The 23,118-nt window shown below is 31.9% G+C and carries 21 protein-coding genes; 3 read left to right on the top strand and 18 right to left on the bottom strand.

Annotated elements, in window-relative coordinates; genetic code table 11:
* The 3 genes from ACREV6_RS16340 to ACREV6_RS16330 form a co-directional block, all read right to left on the bottom strand.
* Positions 1–1,719, bottom strand: coding sequence for a [Fe-Fe] hydrogenase large subunit C-terminal domain-containing protein (locus ACREV6_RS16340; protein ID WP_431579105.1), 1,719 nt, complete (start codon positions 1,717–1,719; stop codon positions 1–3).
* The gene (locus ACREV6_RS16335; protein WP_431579104.1) at positions 1,712–1,966 is read right to left on the bottom strand and encodes a (2Fe-2S) ferredoxin domain-containing protein; all 255 of its coding nucleotides are present in this window, start codon (positions 1,964–1,966) and stop codon (positions 1,712–1,714) included. The genes ACREV6_RS16340 and ACREV6_RS16335 overlap by 8 nt, the downstream gene beginning before the upstream one ends.
* Before the next feature lie 250 nt (positions 1,967–2,216).
* Positions 2,217–2,699 (bottom strand): metal-dependent transcriptional regulator, encoded by a 483-nt coding sequence (locus ACREV6_RS16330; RefSeq protein ID WP_431579103.1) that lies wholly within the window; start codon positions 2,697–2,699, stop codon positions 2,217–2,219.
* A gap of 143 nt (positions 2,700–2,842) precedes the next feature.
* Here ACREV6_RS16330 and ACREV6_RS16325 point away from each other — a divergent pair, with 143 nt between their 5' ends.
* Entirely contained in the window at positions 2,843–3,082 is a 240-nt protein-coding gene (locus tag ACREV6_RS16325) for a FeoA family protein (RefSeq protein ID WP_431579102.1), read from the top strand.
* A gap of 65 nt (positions 3,083–3,147) precedes the next feature.
* Entirely contained in the window at positions 3,148–5,298 is a 2,151-nt protein-coding gene (gene feoB / locus ACREV6_RS16320) for a ferrous iron transport protein B (RefSeq protein WP_431579101.1), read from the top strand.
* A 94-nt stretch (positions 5,299–5,392) separates the two neighbouring features.
* On the opposite strand, the gene hydF is transcribed toward feoB, so the two are convergent.
* The 4 genes from hydF to ACREV6_RS16300 form a co-directional block, all read right to left on the bottom strand.
* Complete coding sequence (gene hydF / locus ACREV6_RS16315; protein WP_431579100.1) at positions 5,393–6,598, bottom strand: [FeFe] hydrogenase H-cluster maturation GTPase HydF; 1,206 nt, start codon at positions 6,596–6,598, stop codon at positions 5,393–5,395.
* Between the two features lie 43 nt (positions 6,599–6,641).
* Positions 6,642–6,779 (bottom strand): hypothetical protein, encoded by a 138-nt coding sequence (locus ACREV6_RS16310; RefSeq protein ID WP_431579099.1) that lies wholly within the window; start codon positions 6,777–6,779, stop codon positions 6,642–6,644.
* Between the two features lie 541 nt (positions 6,780–7,320).
* Positions 7,321–8,736 carry a [FeFe] hydrogenase H-cluster radical SAM maturase HydG gene (gene hydG / locus ACREV6_RS16305; protein ID WP_431579098.1) on the bottom strand — a complete coding sequence of 472 codons (1,416 nt, stop codon included), beginning with the start codon at positions 8,734–8,736 and terminating at the stop codon, positions 7,321–7,323.
* Positions 8,737–8,793: 57 nt separating this feature from the next.
* Positions 8,794–9,039 carry a TM1266 family iron-only hydrogenase system putative regulator gene (locus tag ACREV6_RS16300; protein ID WP_125000247.1) on the bottom strand — a complete coding sequence of 82 codons (246 nt, stop codon included), beginning with the start codon at positions 9,037–9,039 and terminating at the stop codon, positions 8,794–8,796.
* A gap of 374 nt (positions 9,040–9,413) precedes the next feature.
* Here ACREV6_RS16300 and ACREV6_RS16295 point away from each other — a divergent pair, with 374 nt between their 5' ends.
* The gene (locus ACREV6_RS16295; RefSeq protein ID WP_431579097.1) at positions 9,414–10,172 is read left to right on the top strand and encodes a polysaccharide deacetylase family protein; all 759 of its coding nucleotides are present in this window, start codon (positions 9,414–9,416) and stop codon (positions 10,170–10,172) included.
* A gap of 122 nt (positions 10,173–10,294) precedes the next feature.
* Here the strand turns inward: ACREV6_RS16295 and pssA are convergent, their stop codons facing one another.
* The 11 genes from pssA to ACREV6_RS16240 form a co-directional block, all read right to left on the bottom strand.
* Positions 10,295–10,813 (bottom strand): CDP-diacylglycerol--serine O-phosphatidyltransferase, encoded by a 519-nt coding sequence (gene pssA / locus ACREV6_RS16290; RefSeq protein WP_431579096.1) that lies wholly within the window; start codon positions 10,811–10,813, stop codon positions 10,295–10,297.
* A gap of 249 nt (positions 10,814–11,062) precedes the next feature.
* A complete protein-coding gene (locus ACREV6_RS16285; RefSeq protein WP_431579095.1) occupies positions 11,063–12,241 on the bottom strand; it encodes an acetyl-CoA C-acetyltransferase in 1,179 nt (392 codons plus the stop codon).
* A 386-nt stretch (positions 12,242–12,627) separates the two neighbouring features.
* A complete protein-coding gene (locus tag ACREV6_RS16280; RefSeq protein WP_431579424.1) occupies positions 12,628–14,307 on the bottom strand; it encodes a sigma-54 interaction domain-containing protein in 1,680 nt (559 codons plus the stop codon).
* Between the two features lie 209 nt (positions 14,308–14,516).
* On the bottom strand, positions 14,517–15,725 hold the full coding sequence (gene gltS, locus ACREV6_RS16275) for a sodium/glutamate symporter (RefSeq protein WP_431579094.1): 1,209 nt from the start codon (positions 15,723–15,725) through the stop codon (positions 14,517–14,519).
* Positions 15,726–15,879: 154 nt separating this feature from the next.
* The gene (locus ACREV6_RS16270) at positions 15,880–16,755 is read right to left on the bottom strand and encodes a DNA-binding domain-containing protein (protein ID WP_431579093.1); all 876 of its coding nucleotides are present in this window, start codon (positions 16,753–16,755) and stop codon (positions 15,880–15,882) included.
* Between the two features lie 2 nt (positions 16,756–16,757).
* The gene (locus ACREV6_RS16265; protein WP_431579092.1) at positions 16,758–17,996 is read right to left on the bottom strand and encodes a sensor histidine kinase; all 1,239 of its coding nucleotides are present in this window, start codon (positions 17,994–17,996) and stop codon (positions 16,758–16,760) included.
* A 158-nt stretch (positions 17,997–18,154) separates the two neighbouring features.
* Positions 18,155–18,562 (bottom strand): hydrogenase maturation protease, encoded by a 408-nt coding sequence (locus ACREV6_RS16260; protein ID WP_431579091.1) that lies wholly within the window; start codon positions 18,560–18,562, stop codon positions 18,155–18,157.
* Positions 18,563–18,618: 56 nt separating this feature from the next.
* A complete protein-coding gene (hypB, locus tag ACREV6_RS16255; protein ID WP_431579090.1) occupies positions 18,619–19,287 on the bottom strand; it encodes a hydrogenase nickel incorporation protein HypB in 669 nt (222 codons plus the stop codon).
* Positions 19,288–19,302: 15 nt separating this feature from the next.
* Complete coding sequence (locus ACREV6_RS16250; RefSeq protein WP_431579089.1) at positions 19,303–20,703, bottom strand: nickel-dependent hydrogenase large subunit; 1,401 nt, start codon at positions 20,701–20,703, stop codon at positions 19,303–19,305.
* Between the two features lie 34 nt (positions 20,704–20,737).
* The gene (locus ACREV6_RS16245; protein WP_431579088.1) at positions 20,738–21,607 is read right to left on the bottom strand and encodes a hydrogenase small subunit; all 870 of its coding nucleotides are present in this window, start codon (positions 21,605–21,607) and stop codon (positions 20,738–20,740) included.
* Between the two features lie 198 nt (positions 21,608–21,805).
* The gene (locus ACREV6_RS16240) at positions 21,806–23,029 is read right to left on the bottom strand and encodes a Zn-dependent hydrolase (RefSeq protein WP_431579087.1); all 1,224 of its coding nucleotides are present in this window, start codon (positions 23,027–23,029) and stop codon (positions 21,806–21,808) included.
* Positions 23,030–23,118: the final 89 nt, after the last annotated feature.

Raw genomic sequence — 23,118 nt, 5'->3', positions numbered from 1 at the left:
TTATTCAATATCTTCACCTGCTACTATTTTCTTTAGCTTAGTCAAAATAATCTTAGTTTCTGCAGTGGTTTCACCAAGTAGACTTGCTATTTCTTGGGCAACCCTCATTTGCTTTTCTATAACCTCTTGAGCCGCATTTAATGTATTTTCTTTAACCTTCATTAATTCTTTTTTATTTTTCTCTTCGGTCATAATATTAATCATACTTGCAAGGACCATGTCTTGCTTAGGGAGATATACTATATTCTCTATAAACACTACTCCATACTGTGGATAAGCAACTTTTTTACCTATTATATTTTCTCCAGACTCTCTTACATTTTTAAAATCCGTATCATCAATAAGTAGGGATATAGGTTTTCCTATGATATTTTGAGATTGTATTTTAAATATCGCCTTAGCAGCTGGATTCATCTCTCGTACATTCATTTCTCCATCTAATAGAATTAGATTACTTGCAGTGTTTTCAACAATTTCATTAGAAAGACTTTCTGCTTTAGTTCTCATATAATGAAGACACATAGTCGTCTCAGCCATACCTTCAAAAACAGCTTGGGCTTTTTCTCTACAAGAATTATATCCACACACCCCACAATTAAGTTCATCTATAAGTTCATATTTACCCATTTTTTTCATAATAGCTATAATTTCTTCTTCTGTGGCTATAGCCTTTATAATAGATTTTTCAGTAAATATCCTGTTAAAATTTATATTATTTGGTATCTGCGTATTTATTGGATCATTATAGTTTTTACGACTCTTTATGTAGTTTTTAACTTTTCTTAATTTTGTATAATAATTTTCACCATTTTTAACCATGACTGGTCCACCTATGCAGCTCCCCTTACATGCACTAGCTTCAATCAATACGTCCTTTAAATCGCCATTCTTAATGCTATTAAATACTTCTATGCACTCTTCCATACCACTTACAGTAATAACACTAAGTGACCTTTGCTTTAACTCACTCCCCATTGCCTCAATAATACCTCCACCCATAGGAAATCCCTGACCTTTACTATATGGATTAATGTTAAAATTCTCTTCTTCTAACTCATGTATTTCTATACCAGCTTCAGTAATCCAAGAATTCAATTCATCAAAAGTTAATACTGCATTAATCACATTATCTTTTAAAAAATACTCAAACTCAGATTTTTTTGCTAGGCACGGTCCTATAAATACAATAAAGCTATCTTCACCAAATTTATCCTTTAGTAATTTACCGTGAGCTATCATAGGAGATACTATAGGCATCAAGTATGGAATTATTTCTTTGAAATATTTTTCTACTAAGTAATTAGCTGATGGGCATGCTGTGGTTATATAAACATCTCTCTTATTCTCCACAATATAATCATTATATAAATCGGCTACTATTTCCGCCCCTACTGCAGTTTCTTCTATTATACTAAATCCTAACTTCTTTAAAGCCGCTACCACGCGTCCTTGCTCCACATCAAAATAACCAGCAAAGGATGGTGCTAAACTTGCTATGATTTTTTTTCCTGAATTTATAGCAAGTTTAACAACCTCCACATCACTTTTAATTTCTCTAGCGTTTTGCGGGCATATAGTAAGGCAATGACCACATTCTATACATCTTTGTTCATCTATAGTAGCCTGTTCATTCTCGAACTTTATTGCCTTCACAGGACATGAACGAAGACATTTATAACAATTTTTACAATATGCTTTAGAAAAATTTATATTACTCATTTGATATACCTCTCATAATAGTTTCATGAAAGAATGAATCTACATTGTTCTCATTTAAGGAAAAAAACTCATCATCATTCACAGTTACTGAAACTCCCTCGGTGCATCTGCCAATACAAAATGCCCCCTTAATTTCTATCTTATTTTCAACTTTATTTTCTTTAATTAACTTTTGTAACCCTTCTATTACTTTATAAGACCCTTTTAAATGACAGGCACTTCCAACACAAATACTAATAGTTACCATTATTATCATCCCTTCAAGTTACCTTATATTTATTTTATAATTTGCTATTTCTTATTTTTCCATAATTAAATTTTACACCAATTATTCGAAAATTAATATAGGGGCTTTGATTTTTTTTTAACAATGCCTTTGATTTTTTTAATCTACAGAAGACTAATGTTGTATATATATTGTATTAATTATTCATTGAAAGTTACCATATTGTATTTTATAATGTGCTTAATTGTTTCAATTATTAATTTTTAGTAATCTATTCTAACATTTTAATAAATGTATTTTTATAATCCACATATTTTTCTAATATATCTTTGTTACTTTTAAAAAAATTATATAAAATTTGCATATTCTTTACTGTATCAGTGCTGATAATATGCTCTATCAATTCTACTTGAATTAATGTCTCCTCCGTACATCCTATAAAAGATAAAAAATTTTCTATTGTATTATGCCTGTTCAATAGGAATTCTCCTAATTTCTTACCTTCATCTGTTAAAGTTACAATTCCATATTTTATATAATTTACGAGTCCCAATTCTCCAAGCTTCTTTATCATTTTTGAAGCTGAAGAATCCTTAACATTTAGAAGCTGTGCAAGCACATTTGTTCGAATATAGGGTTGTTTTAGACTATTCCTATATATCATTTCAAGATAATCCTCTAATGCAGGAGTAATCATATTTTTATTATATCCTTGTAATTCATATCCACGGACAGTATGAAATTTATTATCCATTTAATCACCACCATTATTTTTTTTAAAATAATTCTTCATAATTTATATATATTAGTAGCACTTAAAAAGTATTTATCATATTTTAGTGTAGAGAAAGTTTTTTTCTCTACAGCAAATCGTTTTGTTAGGGGGTTCATTTGTATATGAATAGTTATGACATTCCACTTAGTACATTACCACTAGGTAAAAAATGTAAAGTTAAAAAATTAATTTCCGAAGGTTTAATAAGAAGAAGGATGCTAGACCTAGGGTTAATTGATGGTACTGCGGTAGAATCTTTGCAAAAAAGTCCATCTGGTGACTCTGTTGCTTATCTTATTCGCGGTGCTGTAATTGCTCTTCGAAGTGAATTAGCCTCTATGATTTTAGTAGAAACACTTTAAGTTTCTGTTTATAAATCTACTTATAAAATATATCAATAATCAGCATTTTTAAGGAGGAAAAATTTTTGGGGCTGACTAATAAATCAACTGGAACAGGAGTTTTAGAAAAAGACCTTAGAATTGATAAAACTACGCCAAATGATAAAATAATAGCCTTAGGTGGCAATCCTAATGTTGGGAAAAGCACGGTTTTTAATAATTTAACTGGTTTAAAGCAGCACACAGGTAACTGGCCTGGTAAAACTGTAGCAAATGCCCAGGGGAAATATTCTTATAAAAATAATAACTTTATTCTTGTAGATATTCCGGGCACCTATTCGCTTATGGTAAATTCCGTTGAAGAAGAGATTGCTAGAGATTTTATATGCTTTGGAAATCCAGATGCAACAGTAATTGTAGTAGATGCTACCTGCCTTGAGAGAAATCTAAACCTTGTTATACAAACACTTGAGATTACTTCAAAGGTTGTTGTATGCGTTAATCTGATAGATGAAGCAAAAAGAAAAGGAATAACTATAAATTTAGAGGATCTATCAAGACAGCTTGGGGTTCCTGCAGTAGGAACAAGTGCAATTAAGGCAAAGAGTTTAACTGAATTAATGGACGTAGTCTTTGAGGTTGCGTTTAATAAAATTACTCCAAACACCATAAATATAGCATATGAGGAATTGATAGAAAAAGCCATATCTAAGGTTGAAAATGCCCTTAAATCAAAACTTCAGAATAAACTTAATCCTAGGTGGGTAGCATTAAAGCTTATAGATGGAGATGAAACCCTCTTAGCGTCTATTAACAAGTATCTTGATTTTACCCTAAATGAACAGGCTGAGATTATGAATTGTGTTTATGAAACAAGAGCTTCTTTAAATACACAAGGAATTAATTCTGATACATTTCGTGATAAAATTGTTTCTCAAATAGTAAAGACTGCAGAAAAAATCAGTAGTACTGTAGTTTCTGTTAAGGATAAAAACTATAATGATACTGATAGAAAAATAGATAAATATCTTACATCTAAGAAATTTGGAATTCCCATTATGATTCTTCTTTTGGCTGTAGTTTTCTGGCTTACAATTACTGGAGCTAACATTCCTTCTAAATTAATTGCTGATGGTCTGTTTTGGGTAGAAGCTAGACTTACAATTTTTTTTACTTGGTTAGGTACCCCAGAATGGGTACATGGATTATTGGTTTTGGGTATGTACCGAACTCTTGCATGGGTAGTATCAGTTATGCTTCCTCCAATGGCTATATTTTTCCCTCTCTTCACCTTGCTTGAGGATTTAGGATATCTGCCTAGAGTAGCTTTTAATCTTGATAATTATTTCAAGAAAGCCTGTGCTTGTGGAAAACAGGCATTAACAATGTGCATGGGCTTTGGTTGCAATGCTGCTGGTATAATTGGCTGTAGAATAATTGATTCACCAAGAGAGCGACTAATTGCAATTATTACTAATAACTTTGTGCCTTGCAACGGAAGATTCCCCACTCTTATAGCAATTATCACAATGTTCTTTGGTGGAATTATAGTAGGACCAGTCCAATCTATAATATCTACACTAATTCTCACCTGCGTTATTATACTAGGCGTTGTAATGACATTAATAATATCTAAAATTTTATCAAAGACAATGTTAAAAGGTATTCCCTCCAATTTTACTTTGGAGTTGCCACCCTATAGAAAACCACAGGTAGGTAAAGTTATTGTAAGATCTATATTTGATAGAACTTTATTTGTACTTGGTCGTGCAGTGATAGTAGCAGCACCGGCAGGATTAGTTATATGGACAATGGCTAATATCCATATTGGTGATTTAAGTATTTTAACTCATTGTGCTAATTTTTTTGATCCCTTTGCAAGACTTATTGGGTTAGATGGTTATATTTTAATGGCCTTTATTTTAGGATTTCCTGCAAATGAAATAGTTGTTCCTATAATAATTATGAGCTATATGTCTACAGGAAGTATGATTGAACTTGATAGCCTAGTGCAATTAAAGACTCTTCTTGTATCTAATGGATGGACACCTTTGACTGCGGTATGTGTTATGCTATTTTCCTTAATGCATTGGCCTTGCGCTACCACCTGCTTAACTATAAAAAAAGAAACTCAAAGCATTAAATGGACACTTGTTTCTTTTCTTGTGCCTACTATTACTGGGATAATTATTTGCTTTATAGTTGCAAGTACTGCAGGATTAGTAGGTTTAATATAGTGACTTTATGCAGCTGTAGATGGATTTTACCGCTTATAAATTGAAAAATATCCACATCTAAAACCTTTAATCCGTCTTAGTTGTGGATATTAATTTATTTTATAGAATATTCTTCAAAAGCACTAAGCACTCTATCTAAAATACCATTTATATGAGCTATAGCTATACCAAAATTGGTAATAGGTAATCCCTCTAAATTAGCCTTTTTAATCCTGGACATTAACTGTTGTCTATTAAACATACAAGCTCCACAATGAAGTATTAGCTTATATGCGCTTAAATCTTCTGGGAAAGAACTTCCCGCGCAGACTGTAATATCTAACTTTCCACCTACTTTTTCCGCAAGCCATATAGGAAGTTTTTCTCGTCCTATATCTCCTTCTAGGGGATGGTGAGTGCAGGCTTCCGCTATAAGAACCTTATCTCCTGGTTTTAAAGTATCTATAGCCCTTGCACCTTTAACTAAACTGTTTAAATCTCCTTTATACCTAGCCATAAGTATAGAGAAGGAAGTAAGTGGAACATCCTTTGATATTATAGAATTAACTTTCTTAAATACCTGGGAGTCGGTAATTACTAAATCTGGCTTATCCTTTAGTGAGGCCAAAACATCCTCAAGTTCACTATCCTTTACCACTAATGCCATTGCATCATTATCAAGGAGATCTCTTATTATTTGAACCTGTGGAAGTATTAATCTCCCTTTTGGTGCTTGAATATCTTGTGGAGCTACAACTATTACTCTTGCCTTTGGTTTTACTATGTCACCAACAATTGTGCTTTTCTCAAATTCCTCTGGAGCCATCTTCATAATAGCCTTTTTTAACTCATCAATATTCACTTTATCCTTAGCGCTAACCTTAACAAAATTTATATTTATAACCTTTTGAATCCTATCCAATTCCACATCGCCCTTATCAACCTTATTGATAACTCCAACTACAGGAATTTTTCTTTCCTTTAAATCTTCATACCATTTACTCTCAAAAGTTAAATCTCCCACATTTCCATCTATAACCAAAAGAGCCAAATCCGTTTTATCCATAACTTCTTTAGTCTTCTTTATCCGAAGCTCCCCAATCGCTCCTTTGTCATCAAGTCCTGCAGTATCTATAATCACAACGGGCCCTATTGGAAGTAACTCCATAGCCTTATATACAGGATCCGTAGTAGTCCCTGCCACCTCAGATACTAAAGCAATATCTTGCTCAGTAAGTGCATTGATTAAACTTGACTTACCCACATTTCTTTTTCCAAATATAGCTATATGAAGCCTATTAGCATTCGGTGTTTGTTGCATCCTCTATACCTCCCTTGTTCTATACATATTTTCTAAAAAATAGTCATAAAAGTGAAATTTCAGACCCTTTACTACCCCACGCTTTTAGCCGGCAGGCTTTTATATTCTCCTCAACTGCAAGAAAACAACTGTAATCACATAAAATATTATCCACAGATGATGAAATCATTTTTTTGTACATTTTAAATTCAACCTAAAAAATTATCCACAGACTTTATTTTCAAACTCTATAAGTAACTATAAGACTATATGTTTATATATTTATATGTTTTATGTTTATATCCTTTTTACTTACCTACCATAATTAAATTGTAATAGCTATTATATTGTATGAGGTATGAAGTTTATCCGTAGTGATTTGCAATAAGTAACGCATAGACATTGAAATTTGATTTAAAAATTCGATTAGAATTTCTTAATCAAATTTCACGTTTACAGTTCTTATTGCAAATCAGATTGGATAATTCTGAACTATAATCATGAAGGTGAAAGCATGTAGGAATGTGGCAGATAGTATATAATGAGTTTTACAGACTCTTAGTTTACTACATTACAAAGTTACGTAAGCAGCCCAGGACGGGCTGCTAGCACTTCTGAGACAGGACGTCGAATAAGTGCGTTAGGAACTTTTTCATGGATTAAACTTAGAGTCTGTTGACGAATTCTCTACTATCAGAGCATCCTACATGCCGAACCTTCATGTTTTGATACTTGAATCTTTGCTAGAATCTCAAATCTCTCTCACCTTTTTCTATTCTGTCTAATTTCTCCCTCGTTGCCTCTCTTGATTTTTCATTTGGTATCTCTTCAAGTCCTTTTCTTATAGTTTCTTCTACTATTTTATTAATATTTTCATCACCATAATCCAACATAAATTCCTTTAAGGTTAGAAGAGCATTGGGCTGACATACATTATGTATCTGCCCACTCTTTGCCAGTCTCATAAATCTATCACCAGTTCTTCCTTCTCTATAGCAAGCAGTACAATAACTTGGAATATATCCACTTTCACATAAGCTTTTTATGATTTCTTTAGGTGATCTATGATCTCCTATCTCAAATTGTGGTTTTTCTTCACTTTTATGGCCACTATATTCATCAGCATATCCACCAACTCCAGTACAAGATCCTGCACTAACTTGAGATACGCCTAGGGCTAACACCTCTTCTCTAAATTTTATATCCTCTCTTGTAGATAAAAGCATTCCTGCATAAGGAACGGCAAGTCTTAACACTGCAACTAACTTTTTAAATTGTTCATCTGTTACTAAATATGGATAATCTTTAAGACTTACATTTTCTGCGGGTCTTAATCTTGGTACTGATACAGTGTGAGGTCCAACACCTGTGGACTCTTCTAAGTGTTCTGCATGCATTAGCATTGCTATTGTATCGTATTTATATTCATATAAACCATATAACACTCCAATACCTACGTCGTCTATTCCTGCCTGCTTTGCTCTGTCCATTGCGGTTGTATGATAATTATAATTATGCTTTGGTCCCTTTGGATGAATCCTTTCATAGGTTTCTTTATGATAGGTTTCTTGGAATAATATATAAGTTCCTATCTCTGCATCTTTAAGCATTTTATATTCTTCAACAGTTGTAGCAGCAATATTTACATTTATTCTTCTTATACTTCCATTTTCAAATTTTATTGAGTATATGTTTTTTATGCATTCGAGTACGTATTCAATTGGTGTATTTACTTGATCTTCTCCCACTTCAAGAGCTAATCTTTTATGACCTAAACTTTCTAAAATTTTTACTTCTTCTTTTAACTCCTCCATATTAAGTTTTTTTCTTGAAATACTATCATTTGAATGCTTATACCCACAATACTGACAGTTATTTACGCAGTAGTTGCTTACATATAATGGTGCAAAAATTACTATTCTCTTGCCGTATATTTTTTCTTTGATTTCTTTAGCACTTTTGAACATTTCTTGCAGTAATTCAGGTTCTTCTATATTTAAAAGTACAGAAGCTTCTCTATGAGTAAGTCCAACACAGGTTTTAGCTTTATTTAAAATATCCACTACAAAAGCTTTATCCTCAGCCATTTTCTTTCCGTATTCTACGGATTCCACTATTTCAGAATCGATGATAAAATCCTCAGCTTTATATTCTTTCATTTTAAAATCCCTCCAATATTTTTTTTATTTTTCTTGCTATATTTTTCGTTCTTTTCTCTATTGTTTAGTTATTGCAGCTTTAACATTTACCCCTGGAATCTTTCCAATCTTACCTGTCATTGCACTTATTTCATCCATTGTTCCATCTACAATTATAGAAATCACAAATATTCCTCTATCTTTATAAGGTACTCCAATTCTTCCTACAATTAAATCCCCAAAATCGTGAAGTATGTCGTTAACGAAAGTAGCATTGGTAAATTCTTCTATTATAATTCCTACAACGCCAATTCTTTTTTCCATATTATCCCTCTATTCTTTATACCACATTTTTCTCCAAGTTGTCCGAAATTTTTGCCAAATAATAAAACCCTCTACAAAATGTAAAAGGTCAAAGTACACATATTAGTGTTTAATACTTTTTCCCTCTTTTTGCTTAGAAAAATCTTAACAATTAGGTTCGAATTTATAATAATTAACCATCACTTAGGGTGCTGATTAATTAGTTTTTTTCCATACAGTCAGAAAATTCTAGCTATACCGAACAAGGTAATTATACAAAATTTCAGTATTGATTGTCAATGATTTATCAATGAATTATAAACTAAAATATACGGTTTTAATATAACTTTCTTTGGGTAAACTAATTATGAAAAAAATTAAAGGTAGGTGATAATATGACTCTTAGAAAAAGATATATTCTTATTTTTTTTATTACTCCTATTATTCTAATATTAACTAGAAGTGCTCCTATAAATAAAAATAGCCAAGCAGTTATGTCTTTAAATTTTTGTTTAAAAGACTCTGGTGATATAAAGCCTTCAAAATTCGCTTATTTAACGTTTGATGATGGCCCTACTTATATTATTACAGCTGCACTATTAGATGTTTTAAAAAAACAAAATGTAAAAGCTACTTTTTTTGTGGTAGGTAAAGAGATTGAAGGGAAGGAGTCCATCCTTAAGAGAATATATAATGAAGGTCATGGTATAGGCCTTCACACCTACAGTCATAATTTCAAAAAAATATATAGAAGCACAGAGGATTTTATTGATGAAATGACAAAAACCTCTCATAAAATACAAGAGGTTACAGGTTTATCTCCTAAGATTATTAGGTTTCCTGGTGGTAGTTCTAAACGTTTAACTGCTCTTTCCTTAGATTCTCTTCATAAAAACAATTTTAAAGTGTACGATTGGACTGTTAATATATATGATGGTATAAACCCTAATTTAAGTGCAGACCAGCTTACTCGCAACTCAAAAATTATTAAAGGCAATAAAAATGCAGCCATAATTCTAATGCATTGCAATTTTAATAATAAAAATACTGTAGCCGCTCTACCTGAAATCATAAGATATTATGAAGATTTAGGCTATGAATTTAAAACTATTACTGAAGATACACCTGAATATTACTACAAATTTAAAAATTAAAAAAAGCCTCACCGTGAGGTGAGGTAACTACAATAATTGCGTTTTAAAATATATTTTATTAAAATTTCATTACAATCTTATTTAAATTTAAATTACATTTATATCTTACTATAATTATACTATTACATTTTTTTAAATTTAAATTTACTTACCATCAAATAAGATAATACAATCATTAAAAAAATAGTAGGTCCTAAATTTAAAGGTCGATTAAACGCAAATAGTGCATACAACGCCAAAAATGTGCCTGTAATGGTGATAGGAATCCCTGAAAAAACCCCATCAAAATCTGTAATATTATATTTTGCTAACCTATATGCCCCTGCTACAGGAAAAATTAAAACCATTAAATATCCAATGGAACCTAGCTTAACAAAATTGTAAATATTAAATATCAATATGGAAGGTGCTACACCAAAAGATATTAAATCACATAATGAATCTAGCTCTTTGCCTAAGTCGTTCTCTACTTTTAAAAACCTAGCTATTCTTCCATCATATCTATCAAATATGCCTGCTAAAAGAATAAATAGTGCTGCTAATTTATAATTGCTCTCAAAGCTCATAAGTATAGACATAATTCCACAAGACATATTGCTTAAGGTGAAAATGTTTGGTACAGCATTTTTTATTTTAACCATCTATATCACTCCTATGATTATAATTATACCATAATAGTCCCAGTTATTCTTTATTATTATGCTACATTATTATTAAATTCATCTTAATTTTTTTTTATTCTTAATTTACAATAAAAATTAAATTAATTTTTATTGTAACATGTTAAGATTTAATCTCTTTTTTTATTAATTTTAGGAACATTAACAAATAATTGCATGTTTTTCTTGCAAATAAAAAAGACCAGCATTTTTACTGGTCTTTCATTTAATTTATCTTTGAACAATAATGGCTGTTCCTTGACCTCCACCTATACATAAGGTAGCGAGTCCAGTTTTAGAATCTCTTTTTATCATTTCATGTATTAATGTAACAAGTATTCTTGCTCCTGAACCACCTACTGGGTGACCTAATGCTATTGCTCCACCATTAACATTTACTATATCTGTATTAAAGCCTAAATCTTTAGCTACAGCTAAGGATTGAGCAGCAAATGCTTCATTAGCTTCTATTAAATCTAAATCAGCTACAGTCATTCCTGCTTTTTCTAATGCTTTTCTAGATGCAGGAACTGGTCCATATCCCATTATTTTTGGATCTACTCCGCTTGATGCATAAGCTTTTATTGTAACTAGAGGTTTAACGCCTAGTTCCTCAGCTTTTGCCTTTGACATTACTATAAACATAGCTGCACCATCATTTATTCCTGATGCATTACCAGCTGTTACAGTACCATCTTTTTTAAAGGCAGGTTTTAATTTTCTTAGTTTTTCTATAGTTGAACCAGCTTTTGGGAATTCATCTGTATCAAATATTATTGGGTCACCTTTTCTTTGAGGAATTGAAACTGGAACAATCTCATCTTTAAATTTGCCTGCTTTTATAGCTTTTTCAGCTTTTAATTGACTTTTTAAAGAAAATTGATCTTGATCTTCTCTTGTTATATTCCATTTCTCTGCAATATTTTCTGCAGTAACACCCATATGATAGTTATTAAATGCATCCCAAAGAGAATCTTTAATCATAGTATCAACTATTTTTCCATCTCCCATTTTTGCACCCCACCTATTGTTTGGAAGTGCATATGGAGCATTACTCATGCTTTCAGTTCCACCAGCTAGTACTATATCTGCATCTCCACACATAATAAATTGTGCTGCCATGCTTACAGCTCTTAGTCCTGAACCACATACTTTATTTATTGTAAGTGCTGAAGATTCTTCAGACATACCTGCATATATAGATATTTGTCTTGCGACATTTTGTCCAAGTCCTGCTTGTATTACGTTTCCGATAATAGCTTCTTGTATTAGTTCTGGTTTAACACCTGATCTTTTTATTGCTTCTTTAGCTGCAATTGTTCCTATTTGTACAGCTGACAATTTTGATAATGCTCCACCAAAACTTCCTATTGCTGTTCTTGCTGCTGCTACAATTACTACGTCTCTCATATTCTAACCTCCATATATTTATTCCTTTAATAGATTATTACAATATAATAGGAATTTATCATTCGCTTTATTTTTTTCCTATGCATATATTACTAGCATTTTTCATGCCAAGTTAATAAAATCTTATAAATCACACTATATCAACGTCTTTTCTTATTATAACATAACTTATAAGTTTAAGTGTAAACTTAGTTTACATTAATATTGCCTTAAATTTTCAGGTTTGAAGTTTGTTAATATTATAACTTTATTGTTAAAAAAATCACCAAAAGTGTTTTCAATGCCTTGATATATGTACGCATTTAGTTTTTCAGATAAATCTTGCCTAATATACTATAACTATTATTCATATAAAACAGCACATGTAAATAAAGTTTACATGTGTACTATTGTAGATTAGCTATTTGCATTAAATTGTATCGGTTTAATTTTTTATATAATCCAGCTCTGCTAAGCCCTAATATTTTCGCTGTTTCTCTTTTATTTCCACCTGTTTTTCTTATGCACTCCATAATAAGATCCTTTTCAATAGTTTCAACAACATCTTTCAAATAATTATTTTCTAATGAATATTTTTTTATTTTAGTTTTGATTATCTTTTCCGGTAAATGCTTTGGCATTATATAAAGCTCCGCATCAAGTAAATTTATAGCTCTTTCTATTACATTTTCAAGTTGCCTTATATTTCCCGGCCAACTATAGGATTTTAAATAATCAATGGCTTCGCTAGAAATCCCTTCAGAGTAAACCTGATATTTTTTACTTATTTTTTTTCGAAGTTCATTTGACAATTCTTCGATATCTTCCGTTCTTTCTCTTAAGGATGGTAATTTCAAATGCATAACATCCAATCTATAATACAAATCTTCTCTAAACTTTCCAGCTTTTATTAATCCTTCTAGTGACTTATTAGTAGAGGCAATAACCCGTACATCAATTTTTATAACATCATTTCCGCCAACCCTAACTAACTCTTTTTCTTGAATAACCCTTAGAAGTTTAACTTGCATATTCATAGGCATATCACCGATTTCATCTAATAAAATGGTGCCTCCATCTGCGTGTTCAAACTTACCTTTCTTACCTGATCTTTTAGCACCAGTAAAAGCTCCTTCTTCATACCCAAACATTTCTGACTCAAAAAGTTCTGCTGGGATAGCTCCACAGTTGATTTTAACAAAAGGTTTTAAACACCTTCTGCTAGCATTATGAATAGAATGAGCGAAAAGTTCTTTACCAGTTCCACTTTCACCAGTAATTAAAACGTTTGAATCTATTTTAGCCACTCTTTTAGCCATTTTCATTACCTCGCGGCTCTTGGCACTATGTCCTATAATATTATTAAAAGTATATATTGCTTTTCCATCACCACATAACTCATTTTTATAGTATTCAACTTCTTTTTCCAAATTCCACAGTTTATTACTCAATATTTTGAAATTGCTCAAATCCTTAAACATTACTTTTCCAATAGCCCCTACAACTTTCCCTTGTTCTTTTATAGGAACCCTCATAGAAATCATTTTATGCCCATTAGCCTCTTGAAGTTCCCCAAATTGTTTTTCTCCTGTTTTTGCTACTATATGTAGTTTTGTATTTTCAATAACCTCTGTCACATGCTTTCCCTCTGGATTTTCACAATTAACAAGCTCTTTATATGCATTACTCATCATAGTTATTATTCCATTTTTATCTACTACAACCACACACTCATTTACAGTATTAATAATTGTATTTAGAATGCTTTCGGAATTATAGCCATCATCTTGCAGGTTTACAACTAGACTTTCTTCTTTTTCTTCACTGAATAATTGGAGTGCACCTATGACTTCGCCCTTAACAGTTATTACTTTGCGAGTTACAATAAATTTCCCCTCTTTTATATTTTCTTGCGTTTCTCCATTTCCAATTACTTTTAATAATTTACTATGTGGAAATATATCTAATATATATTTTCCTATGCTATTTTCTGCATTAACCCTTAACATTTTTTCAGCAGCCTTATTAATGATTTTTATCATGCCTTTATTGTCTATAACAATAACCCCTTCATTAATACTGCACATAACTTCATTATAGTAATCATTAATTATATCCATTTGTCACCTTCCTTAAATCTTATGACTTAATTATAAAGTTCATAGTTTTTTTAATCAAGCCATAAGTTCAAACCCTATGCACAGAATTTATTTATGCCTTAAGCAAATAAAAATAGCGAGATATCTTCTCGCTATTTTTGACTTTAGTATTTCATTTACGAATTTCCTAGTGCCTATTATTTCCCCAAAAGCTCAATAAACATTGTAATAACTCCAGTATTACAGAAATCTATAAATAAACTTCCCACCAGTGGTACAATAAAAAACGCCCTTGGAGCATGACCATATTTTGCTGTCATAGCTTCCATGTTGGCCATTGCATTTGGTGTAGCACCCATACCAAATCCACAATTACCAGAAGCCATTACCGCTGCATCATAATCTCTCCCCATAACATTGAAGGTTATGAAATATGCAAAGCATCCCATTAAAATTGTTTGGGCTAATAACATTACTATTAGAGGTAAAGCTAAATCTGCTAATTGCCATAGTTTTAGTCCCATGAGTGCCATAGATAAAAATAAAGATAATGAAACCCCTCCTATGATATCGATTTCATCCTCATAAACCTTATATGAATTTGTGGAATCAGATATATTTCGAAGTATTGCAGCTGCAAACATAGCACCTATGTATGGTGGAAAAGTCCTGTCTGTTTTTTCTAATAAAAAGGATATAATTGTACCTATTCCCATAGCTAAAAAAATCTGAGATGCAGCTCCCATAAAATTTTCAGGAATTAACTGTTTTTTATTGTCTTCTTTTATTAGTGCTGCCTTTTTATAATCATCTGAATTAATCATTTTCATAGGGTATGAAAGATTATTTTTTTCAATTAATCTTTTTCCTAAAGGTCCTCCAATTATACCGCCCATAATTAAACCAAAAGTTGCTGATGCCATTGCTACTGTAGCTGCCCCTACTGCCCCTGCTTTTTCGAATCCTGGACCAAAGGCTCCTGATGTTCCATGTCCACCAACCATAGGAACAGAAGCTGTAGAAAGGCCTATAAGTGGATTTAACCCGAACATCTTAGCAAGTGCGACTCCTGTAAAGTCTTGAAGAACACAAAGTAATATGGATATCCCTAAAAAAATAAAAACTCCTTTTCCACCTTTTTTAAGTAATTTAAGACTTGCAGTATACCCAATAGTTGTAAAGAAGGCGGTCATAAATACCTTTTGAAGAGTTATGTCCATATCAAAAATTAATATGTTACTTAATTTTAGTATTAAAGTAATTATTGCAAAAATCAATCCTCCAATTACAGGTGCTGGTATACAGTATTTATCTAAAACTTCAAATTTATTTTTGATTTTTTGTCCTATAAATAGAACAACAACTGCCACTGCTACCGCTTGAATCATATCTAATTTAAAAGCCATTTGTTATGCCTCCTTATAATTTTCCTACATTATAATATATTGTAAGGGGCTTATACAAATAACAACAAAATACTACAAGATACTACAGGTTAAAATTAAATTTTCAAACCATTCATACCATTTATTGTGAATTTAAGCTATGCTGTTAAAATCATTAAGAGCCTAATTTAGTGATAATACTTTCAATGAATTTTTTTGTGTTTATTTTTCCAGGTTCCTCTAAAACATTGTTTATATGTCTCATTTCCTGCCTTACTTGTTTAAAGTCAAATAATAAAGTGCTATATTCCATAAAAACACTACTACTATAATCATCACAACCTAGCTCAGATATAGTCTCTAAAGCCTTTTGAATAGTTCTTCTAACCCTTTGTTCTAAAGCTTTTTTGTTTGCATTTAGATTTTCCTCTCCCTGTTCTTCATGTATGATTTCATAGTATATTTTTTGTAACTTATAGGTGGAATTTGGATTCCTTTTTTTAAAGTCTATTATTTTATGTATGATTTTTATTAACTCATTACTTCCTACAGCGCCAGCGATACCTATATCAGCGAAAATATTAGTTATTCCATCATCTATAAATAATTCTCTTGTTACATTTTTATCACTATTTAAGTTTAATACTGCACTCTTTATAAGCGCTAGTGAATGTTCTAACTCAATATTATGACATATGCCTTTTATAACATTAATAACCTCTATACTGTTTATAGGTTTGCTTATAAAGAAAATTATTCCATTTTCATATGCTTTTGATACCAGAGATTCATCTTCAACCTGGGATATCATAATAAACTTACCCTTATATCCTTGTTTTTTGCTAGCTTTCATTATTTCAATTCCATCCACTATAGGTAATAAAAGATCAATAAGTACTATATCCGGATTATAGAACATAATCTCTTGCACAGCATCCCTTCCACTATCTATTTCACATATAACTTTTCCAAGATTGTTTTTCTTTATAAGAAGCCCTAGCATTTTTCTAATATTAATATCATCATCAACAATCAAAAAAGTTCCTTCCATAGCTATCCTCCATTCAGTGAGTTTTTAGGTAACTTTAATATAAATGTAGTTCCTACATTTATATCTGATTTTACCTCTATATTACCGCCTAAATTATCAACAATATTCTTTACATGTGAAAGCCCTATGCCCGTAGAGGCTTCTCCTGTTATAGCATCATACTTAGTAGTAAAACCTGGATTGAAAATATAAGGAAGAATATCTTCATCAATCCCTTTTCCTGTATCAGTTACCTCAAAATATATATTATCTTCGTCCTCTTTTTCGGATATTTTAATGGAATCACTATTTTCACAGTCATCTATACTATTTATAATTAAATTATTAAGTATAACAAATAAATTATAATGAACCACAACATTAAAGTCCGTTTGAAAATGAAATGATATTCCTATTTCTTTATTACTTTCTTTTATATATCTACTAGTGTTATCTTTAATAATAGTAAAAATATTTGAAAGAATCATAGCATCTTCATTTTCAAAATTATTTATAAGTGCTTCAAATCCCTTTAAAACTCTATAATAATCTTTTTTTATCTCATGTACCTCTCTAGCAATGTCCAAAGTCTTTTCTCTCAAATATTCATCATTTTTATAGGTCTCATATAAACTATAACTTTTTGACATCACCTTTTCGATATCCTTCATAGATTTCTTTAAATAAAACATTTCTGCCTGTATATTTGAATTTAATAAATTTAAATCAGTGTATCTCTTCTGATGTTCACTATTCAAAATAAATAATTTTTGCTTATTATAAGTGAGATAAGCTAGATAAGTTATAGATCCTCTTATAAATCCCACAAAAAATATCATTCTTACAATATAAATATTAATGCCATTTCTTATAACAGCTTCACCTATATTACACAGCGAATCGGTTAATGCCAATATAAAAATTGCTTTAACTATACTGTTTTTATATTTCCTAACTTTAGTGATTTTAAGAAGAACTCCATAGATTAAATAATATAAAAGTGAGGGGAAATTAAAAATTACTGTATCTATAATATCATGGTGTAAAAGTAATACGCCAAAAATATTTCTTGTCATAAATACCCCAAGGCCACATAAAATCCCCATTGTTACTTCTGACATATCCTCCATCATAAGTACACATAAATTAAAAATAATTACCCCCGCAGAAAATTTCAGTCCGCTTTCAAAGGGATAAAAATATATCTCCCCAAATAGTGATACAATTAATGATATTATAATATATTTGTTTGTTTTTGACATTTAGCCCTCCAAAAAAATAAATATTATTTATTTTTCCTATATCTTTTGTAAAAATCCTCATTTTAATCATAATGCACATTCAAATAAATAACAAGTCGTAAACTAATCTGTTTAGGTAGCATAAAAAAATCCCTCATATTATAAAATTCAATATGTTTCTAGATATATAATCTTTCTCCTTGCAGTATATGACTTAACCCAATATTTATATCTATATTAGCAATTTCTATTCCTATAAAATACCCCTTAATATCCATCTTATACATATTTACCAGTTCTATTAACCCTAAAGAATGAATAGACCTACAGTAACCGCTGGTGTTTTTAATGTCTTTTAATTTTTTAAAAGTTACCGTGCCTGGAACATTGCCATAATATGTTGAATCTATAATATAAAATATGTCTTGCTTATTTAATTTTGAAAAACAAAAGTCCACATCTGTTTCTCCTATAATAGTTTCTATATTTTTATCCTCTAATTCGGTTTTAATTTTTTCTAAAATCATTACTGCTACTGCATCATCCATCATTAATCTATTACCTATAGCAATGACTTTTTTGCCCATATTAACTCAACCCCTTCATATAAAAGAGTCCTGCTATAAACAGGACCTTAAACTTTTTATTGTTGACTAATTATTTTCTTGTTTACTTCTTTCAAAATCCATTCACTTAATTCATCTATTCCATAGTTTTCAGTACAGGAAGTTTGAAATATCTTTGCCTTATTATTTATTAGTTTAATATCACTATAAAACTCACCTTCCATAAAATCCGTGAATTCAATTAAATCAATTTTATTTAAAATTATGGCTACACTTTTTTCAAACATCATTGGATATTTTAAAGGCTTGTCATTGCCCTCTGTGACACTAAGCACGCAAATCTTTATATCCTCACCAAGGTCAAATTCTGCTGGGGACACTAAGCACCCCACATTTTCTATAATTATAAGATCTATCTCCCGTAAATCAAAATTTAGTGCTGCTTCCCTTACCATTGCTCCATCTAAATAGCAAGGCCCCTCAGTATTAATTTGTACCACGGGGACACCCTTAGCTTCAATACGCTGTGCATCTTTAGTGGTGTATAAGTCCCCTTCAATAACCGCCATATTTAAGTTTTGTATTAGCTTAGGGATTAATTTTTCAAGTATAGATGTTTTACCAGACCCTGGAGAACTCATTAAATTTATAACAAATATGCTCTCTCCATCAAAGAGCTTTTTATTTTCCATATGAATCTCTTCATTAGTATTTAACATATTAACATTAATTTTAATTTCGCTCATCTTCCTTGTCTCCTTTTATTGTATACAAATATAATAAGGCTCAGCACATTCTGTAATAACATGGGTAGCACAAGATATACAAGGATCAAAGGAGCGCACTATGCGACCTATCTCTAAAGGATTTTTAAGATTTTCAATTTCAGTACCAATAAGCGCACTCTCAAGAGCTCCATGTTGTCCCAGGTCATCTAAGGGTGATAGATTCCAGGCAGTAGGAGTAACTATATCGCAATTTTTTATGACACCTTTTTCTATAGTAGTCCAATGTCCGAGAGCTCCGCGAACCGCATCACAAAGTCCTATTCCCTGTGCGCTATCTGGGATAATATATTTTTCCTGTACTGCAGGTATTGGTTCTATTGCCTGGAGTAATATAAGCATTTTTTCGCAAAGCTTCTTACCTTCTAATACCCGAGCCATAAGCCTATCCATGGTAGATATACTGTTTTTATAGGAGCCTGATAAAATCATACGCGCAAGCGGTCCAACCTGTACTACCTTACCACTATACCTAGGTGCTTTGATAAAGGTATAAGCCCCAGGCTTTTTAATATCCATTTCAGAGGGGGCATTTGATGGAACTTCACTAGCTTTCGAATCACTGTACCAAGAAAATGCCGAACTCTCTGTTATTGCTTTTGCATCCAAACTAGCTACCTCACCATCAATATAAGTTGAAGGCTGTACATATTGCATCTCTTTTTCAGGCAAATCATGAAATAATCCATAGGTTAATAGATTTTTTGTTCCACTACCAATTTTAAAATACTCCGGATAATAATGGGCTATAATATCTATATCGTAAACCATGTTTTCACCCATAAATGCACTAATAGATTGTAGAATAGATTTCATTCTTATAATTTTAGAAGCATCCATATTCACAGTAGTTCCCCCCACAAATACACCATGACTATGCGGTGCCTTCCCCCCTATAAGCGCTACTATTTCATGGGCAAGGCGACTATATTCCATAGCCTTTATATAGTCACTATTTATTTTCTCTGTGTTTTTGGTGGGTATTCTAAAATCATAGTCTAAATTTCCTGGAACCACTGATATATTTACATAATCCGGGAATGCAAAGATACAAATTTGCCTTATAATATTTTGAAGATACTCCGCCCCATGTGCAAAATTTCTTATTTTTACTCCATTCTCATTAGGCTTTATCTTTAGTGCATTTTCTAGTGCCAAACTTGCTACTAGACCATGGGAAACAGAACATATACCGCATATTCTTTCTGTAAAATAGACTGCATCTAATGGAAACCGTCCTATTAACATCTTTTCAAAGCCTCTAAACTGGATTCCACTGCTTTTAGCATTAACTATTTTATTTTTTTTAATTTCTACTTCTATACTTAAAGGTCCCATAATTCTAGTTATAGGATCTATTGTTATTTTGGTAGTCACCACAATCACCTCTTCCCAGAATAAATATTAATTATCAATTGTTATCTGCCTCTGGTTTCAAATCTCCCTCTAAGTACTTAACAAAAGGTTCCGTGCCATCTGGAAAATACTCACTAGCACAACCTATACAAGGTGTATTCGCATCAACTGGCCAATTAATTCTAGAATTCCACCTTCCAAGTGGGCAGTATGCTTTTGTAATAGGCCCCCTGCATCCAATCTTTAACATGCACTGTTTTTCTCCTAGTTTATCTGCATAGACTTTATTATCGAAATATGAGCGCCTTCCGCAATTAGTGTGGTTAGTTTCTTTAAAAAACATTATCGGGCGCCCTTTCTCATCTATTTCCACTTTTTTATACAAAATAATACTAGCTATAGTTCCCATAACCCAAAGAGGATTAGCTGGGCAGCCTGGAATATTTATTACCTCTCGAGAAAGGAACTCTCCTAAACTTACGCATCCTGTTGGATTGGGTCTAGCCGCTGATATCCCTCCAAATGAAGCACAAGTTCCAATAGCTATTATTGCTTTTGCCTTTTGAGCTGCTAAATTAATAGCTTCTGCTGTAGGTATTCGTCGCCCTTTATATGTTGCAAATATGTTATAGAATCCCTCATCCATATTAGTTAGGGCCCCTTCTACTCCTAATATAAAATCTGTATCTAAAACTTCTAAGAATTTTTCATAAGCAACTTCACCTTGTGCTTGCATAAGACTAGGGCTAAATTTTAAGTTAACCATTTGTTCTAGGAAATAAGGAACATCTGGCTGGTCTGAATTAAGAAATGAAATTATATTTCCTGTGCAGCCGTTAGCCTCCATCCATATGAAATTTATTTTTTTTGCATAACCCCTATGAATATCATCTATAGCCTTGTTTATAACTGCTCTTTCATGCAAAACTTTCCCTCCTATTTATCCCTCATATATATATATACTTAAAAAATCTTTCCATTATGCAGTATTTAGCACTAAATACTGCTTATTAACTAAAATAGGGTCAGAGATATATAATCTCTGACCCTTTTATTATTTCAATCTTAAATTTAAGACTTCTGTCCATATTCACTTAAATTTTTATCTAACTCTTTAAATCCCCTATTTCTTATCAATCTCCAAAACTGTCTGAAGAACTACGTTTATACCTCTAAAACATTCTTCAACAGATGTGAACTCAGGTTCACAATGGCTGTGTCCATCCTTACTTGGAACAAAGATCATAGTAGTAGGAATTATCTCAGCTACAAACTGTGCATCATGTCCTGCTCCACTGTACATTCTTTTACTTGTATATCCATATGCATCCGCACTCTTCTCAGTGAAACCTACTAACTCTTCATTGAATTCAATTGTGCTTCGCGCCCATGCCTTTTGATACTTCACTTCGCATTTATCAAACTCCTTAGGCATGTTCTTGATTATTTCAACAACTTGTTTAATGACTTTTGGGTTCTGATGTCTTGCATCCAATGAGAAATCAACAAGGTCTGGAATAACAGTATGCACACATGGATGACAAAGGATTTCACCTGTTGTGTAAACAAGACTACTATCAAGCTTATCAAGTTCTACATGTAAGTACTTAAGAGCAGAGGCTGCAGCCAAAAGGGCATCTCTTCTATATGGCATTGGCGTAGTTCCTGCGTGATCGGACTGTCCATAAGTCCTTATTCTGTAGTTAACCATCCCCACAACACCCTCTACAACACCAATTTGCTTGTTTTCAGCTTCAAGTACAGGCCCCTGTTCGATATGTAGCTCCAGCATTGCCATGTAATCTTTAGGACTTAGTCTGTTCCCAGCGTCACCTACATATCCACTCTGTTTCAAAGCTTCGCCGAAGGTCTTTCCTTTTGAACTCTTTGAATCCAACATCTCAGCTTTGTCAAACTTACCGCAAACAACACCCGATGACATCATTGCAGGTGGGTAAAGTGACCCTTCTTCATTGGTCCAAATCATAGCTGTAATTGGATGCCTATGAGAAATCTTTTCTGTAGCAATTGTTTCAACTACTTCCATTGCTGTAATAACTCCCAGAATACCATCGTAGTTACCACCATTTCTAACAGAATCACAATGGGATGCCATCACTATTCTAGGAAGATCAGTTTCTGTTCCAGGAAGAGTTGCATACATATTCGCCATATCATCGGTTACAGTTTCAATACCAAGTACCCTCATTCGTTTTACAAATTCTGCTCTTGCCCCAAGTGCTTCTTCCGACAGTGAAAATCTTGTGATACCTCCATGTCCAGCATCACCAAATGTGGCAAATGTTTCAATTTTATTTTGCACTCTATCTTTGTTACAAGTTAACATATTACTCACCTTCATTTTAAGTTTTATAATCCATTATATCTATTTTTAGAAATAATGATTATAGCAGCAAATGCAATTAAATTAATCTA

This window comes from Clostridium sp. (genome assembly GCF_050717515.1).
GTDB lineage: Bacteria > Bacillota > Clostridia > Clostridiales > Clostridiaceae > Clostridium_AD.
This window is presented reverse-complemented; position numbering and strand designations above follow the sequence as displayed.

Bases quoted from the DNA above. Each gene is read 5' to 3' on its own strand.
- ACREV6_RS16340 (WP_431579105.1), bottom strand. From the start codon at position 1,719: ATGAGTAATATAAATTTTTCTAAAGCATATTGTAAAAATTGTTATAAA.
- ACREV6_RS16335 (WP_431579104.1), bottom strand. From the start codon at position 1,966: ATGGTAACTATTAGTATTTGTGTTGGAAGTGCCTGTCATTTAAAAGGG.
- ACREV6_RS16330 (WP_431579103.1), bottom strand. From the start codon at position 2,699: ATGGATAATAAATTTCATACTGTCCGTGGATATGAATTACAAGGATAT.
- ACREV6_RS16325 (WP_431579102.1), top strand. From the start codon at position 2,843: ATGAATAGTTATGACATTCCACTTAGTACATTACCACTAGGTAAAAAA.
- hydF (WP_431579100.1), bottom strand. From the start codon at position 6,598: ATGCAACAAACACCGAATGCTAATAGGCTTCATATAGCTATATTTGGA.
- ACREV6_RS16310 (WP_431579099.1), bottom strand. From the start codon at position 6,779: ATGTACAAAAAAATGATTTCATCATCTGTGGATAATATTTTATGTGAT.
- hydG (WP_431579098.1), bottom strand. From the start codon at position 8,736: ATGAAAGAATATAAAGCTGAGGATTTTATCATCGATTCTGAAATAGTG.
- ACREV6_RS16300 (WP_125000247.1), bottom strand. From the start codon at position 9,039: ATGGAAAAAAGAATTGGCGTTGTAGGAATTATAATAGAAGAATTTACC.
- ACREV6_RS16295 (WP_431579097.1), top strand. From the start codon at position 9,414: ATGACTCTTAGAAAAAGATATATTCTTATTTTTTTTATTACTCCTATT.
- pssA (WP_431579096.1), bottom strand. From the start codon at position 10,813: ATGGTTAAAATAAAAAATGCTGTACCAAACATTTTCACCTTAAGCAAT.
- ACREV6_RS16285 (WP_431579095.1), bottom strand. From the start codon at position 12,241: ATGAGAGACGTAGTAATTGTAGCAGCAGCAAGAACAGCAATAGGAAGT.
- ACREV6_RS16280 (WP_431579424.1), bottom strand. From the start codon at position 14,307: ATGTGCAGTATTAATGAAGGGGTTATTGTTATAGACAATAAAGGCATG.
- gltS (WP_431579094.1), bottom strand. From the start codon at position 15,725: ATGGCTTTTAAATTAGATATGATTCAAGCGGTAGCAGTGGCAGTTGTT.
- ACREV6_RS16270 (WP_431579093.1), bottom strand. From the start codon at position 16,755: ATGGAAGGAACTTTTTTGATTGTTGATGATGATATTAATATTAGAAAA.
- ACREV6_RS16265 (WP_431579092.1), bottom strand. From the start codon at position 17,996: ATGTCAAAAACAAACAAATATATTATAATATCATTAATTGTATCACTA.
- ACREV6_RS16260 (WP_431579091.1), bottom strand. From the start codon at position 18,562: ATGGGCAAAAAAGTCATTGCTATAGGTAATAGATTAATGATGGATGAT.
- hypB (WP_431579090.1), bottom strand. From the start codon at position 19,287: ATGAGCGAAATTAAAATTAATGTTAATATGTTAAATACTAATGAAGAG.
- ACREV6_RS16240 (WP_431579087.1), bottom strand. From the start codon at position 23,029: ATGTTAACTTGTAACAAAGATAGAGTGCAAAATAAAATTGAAACATTT.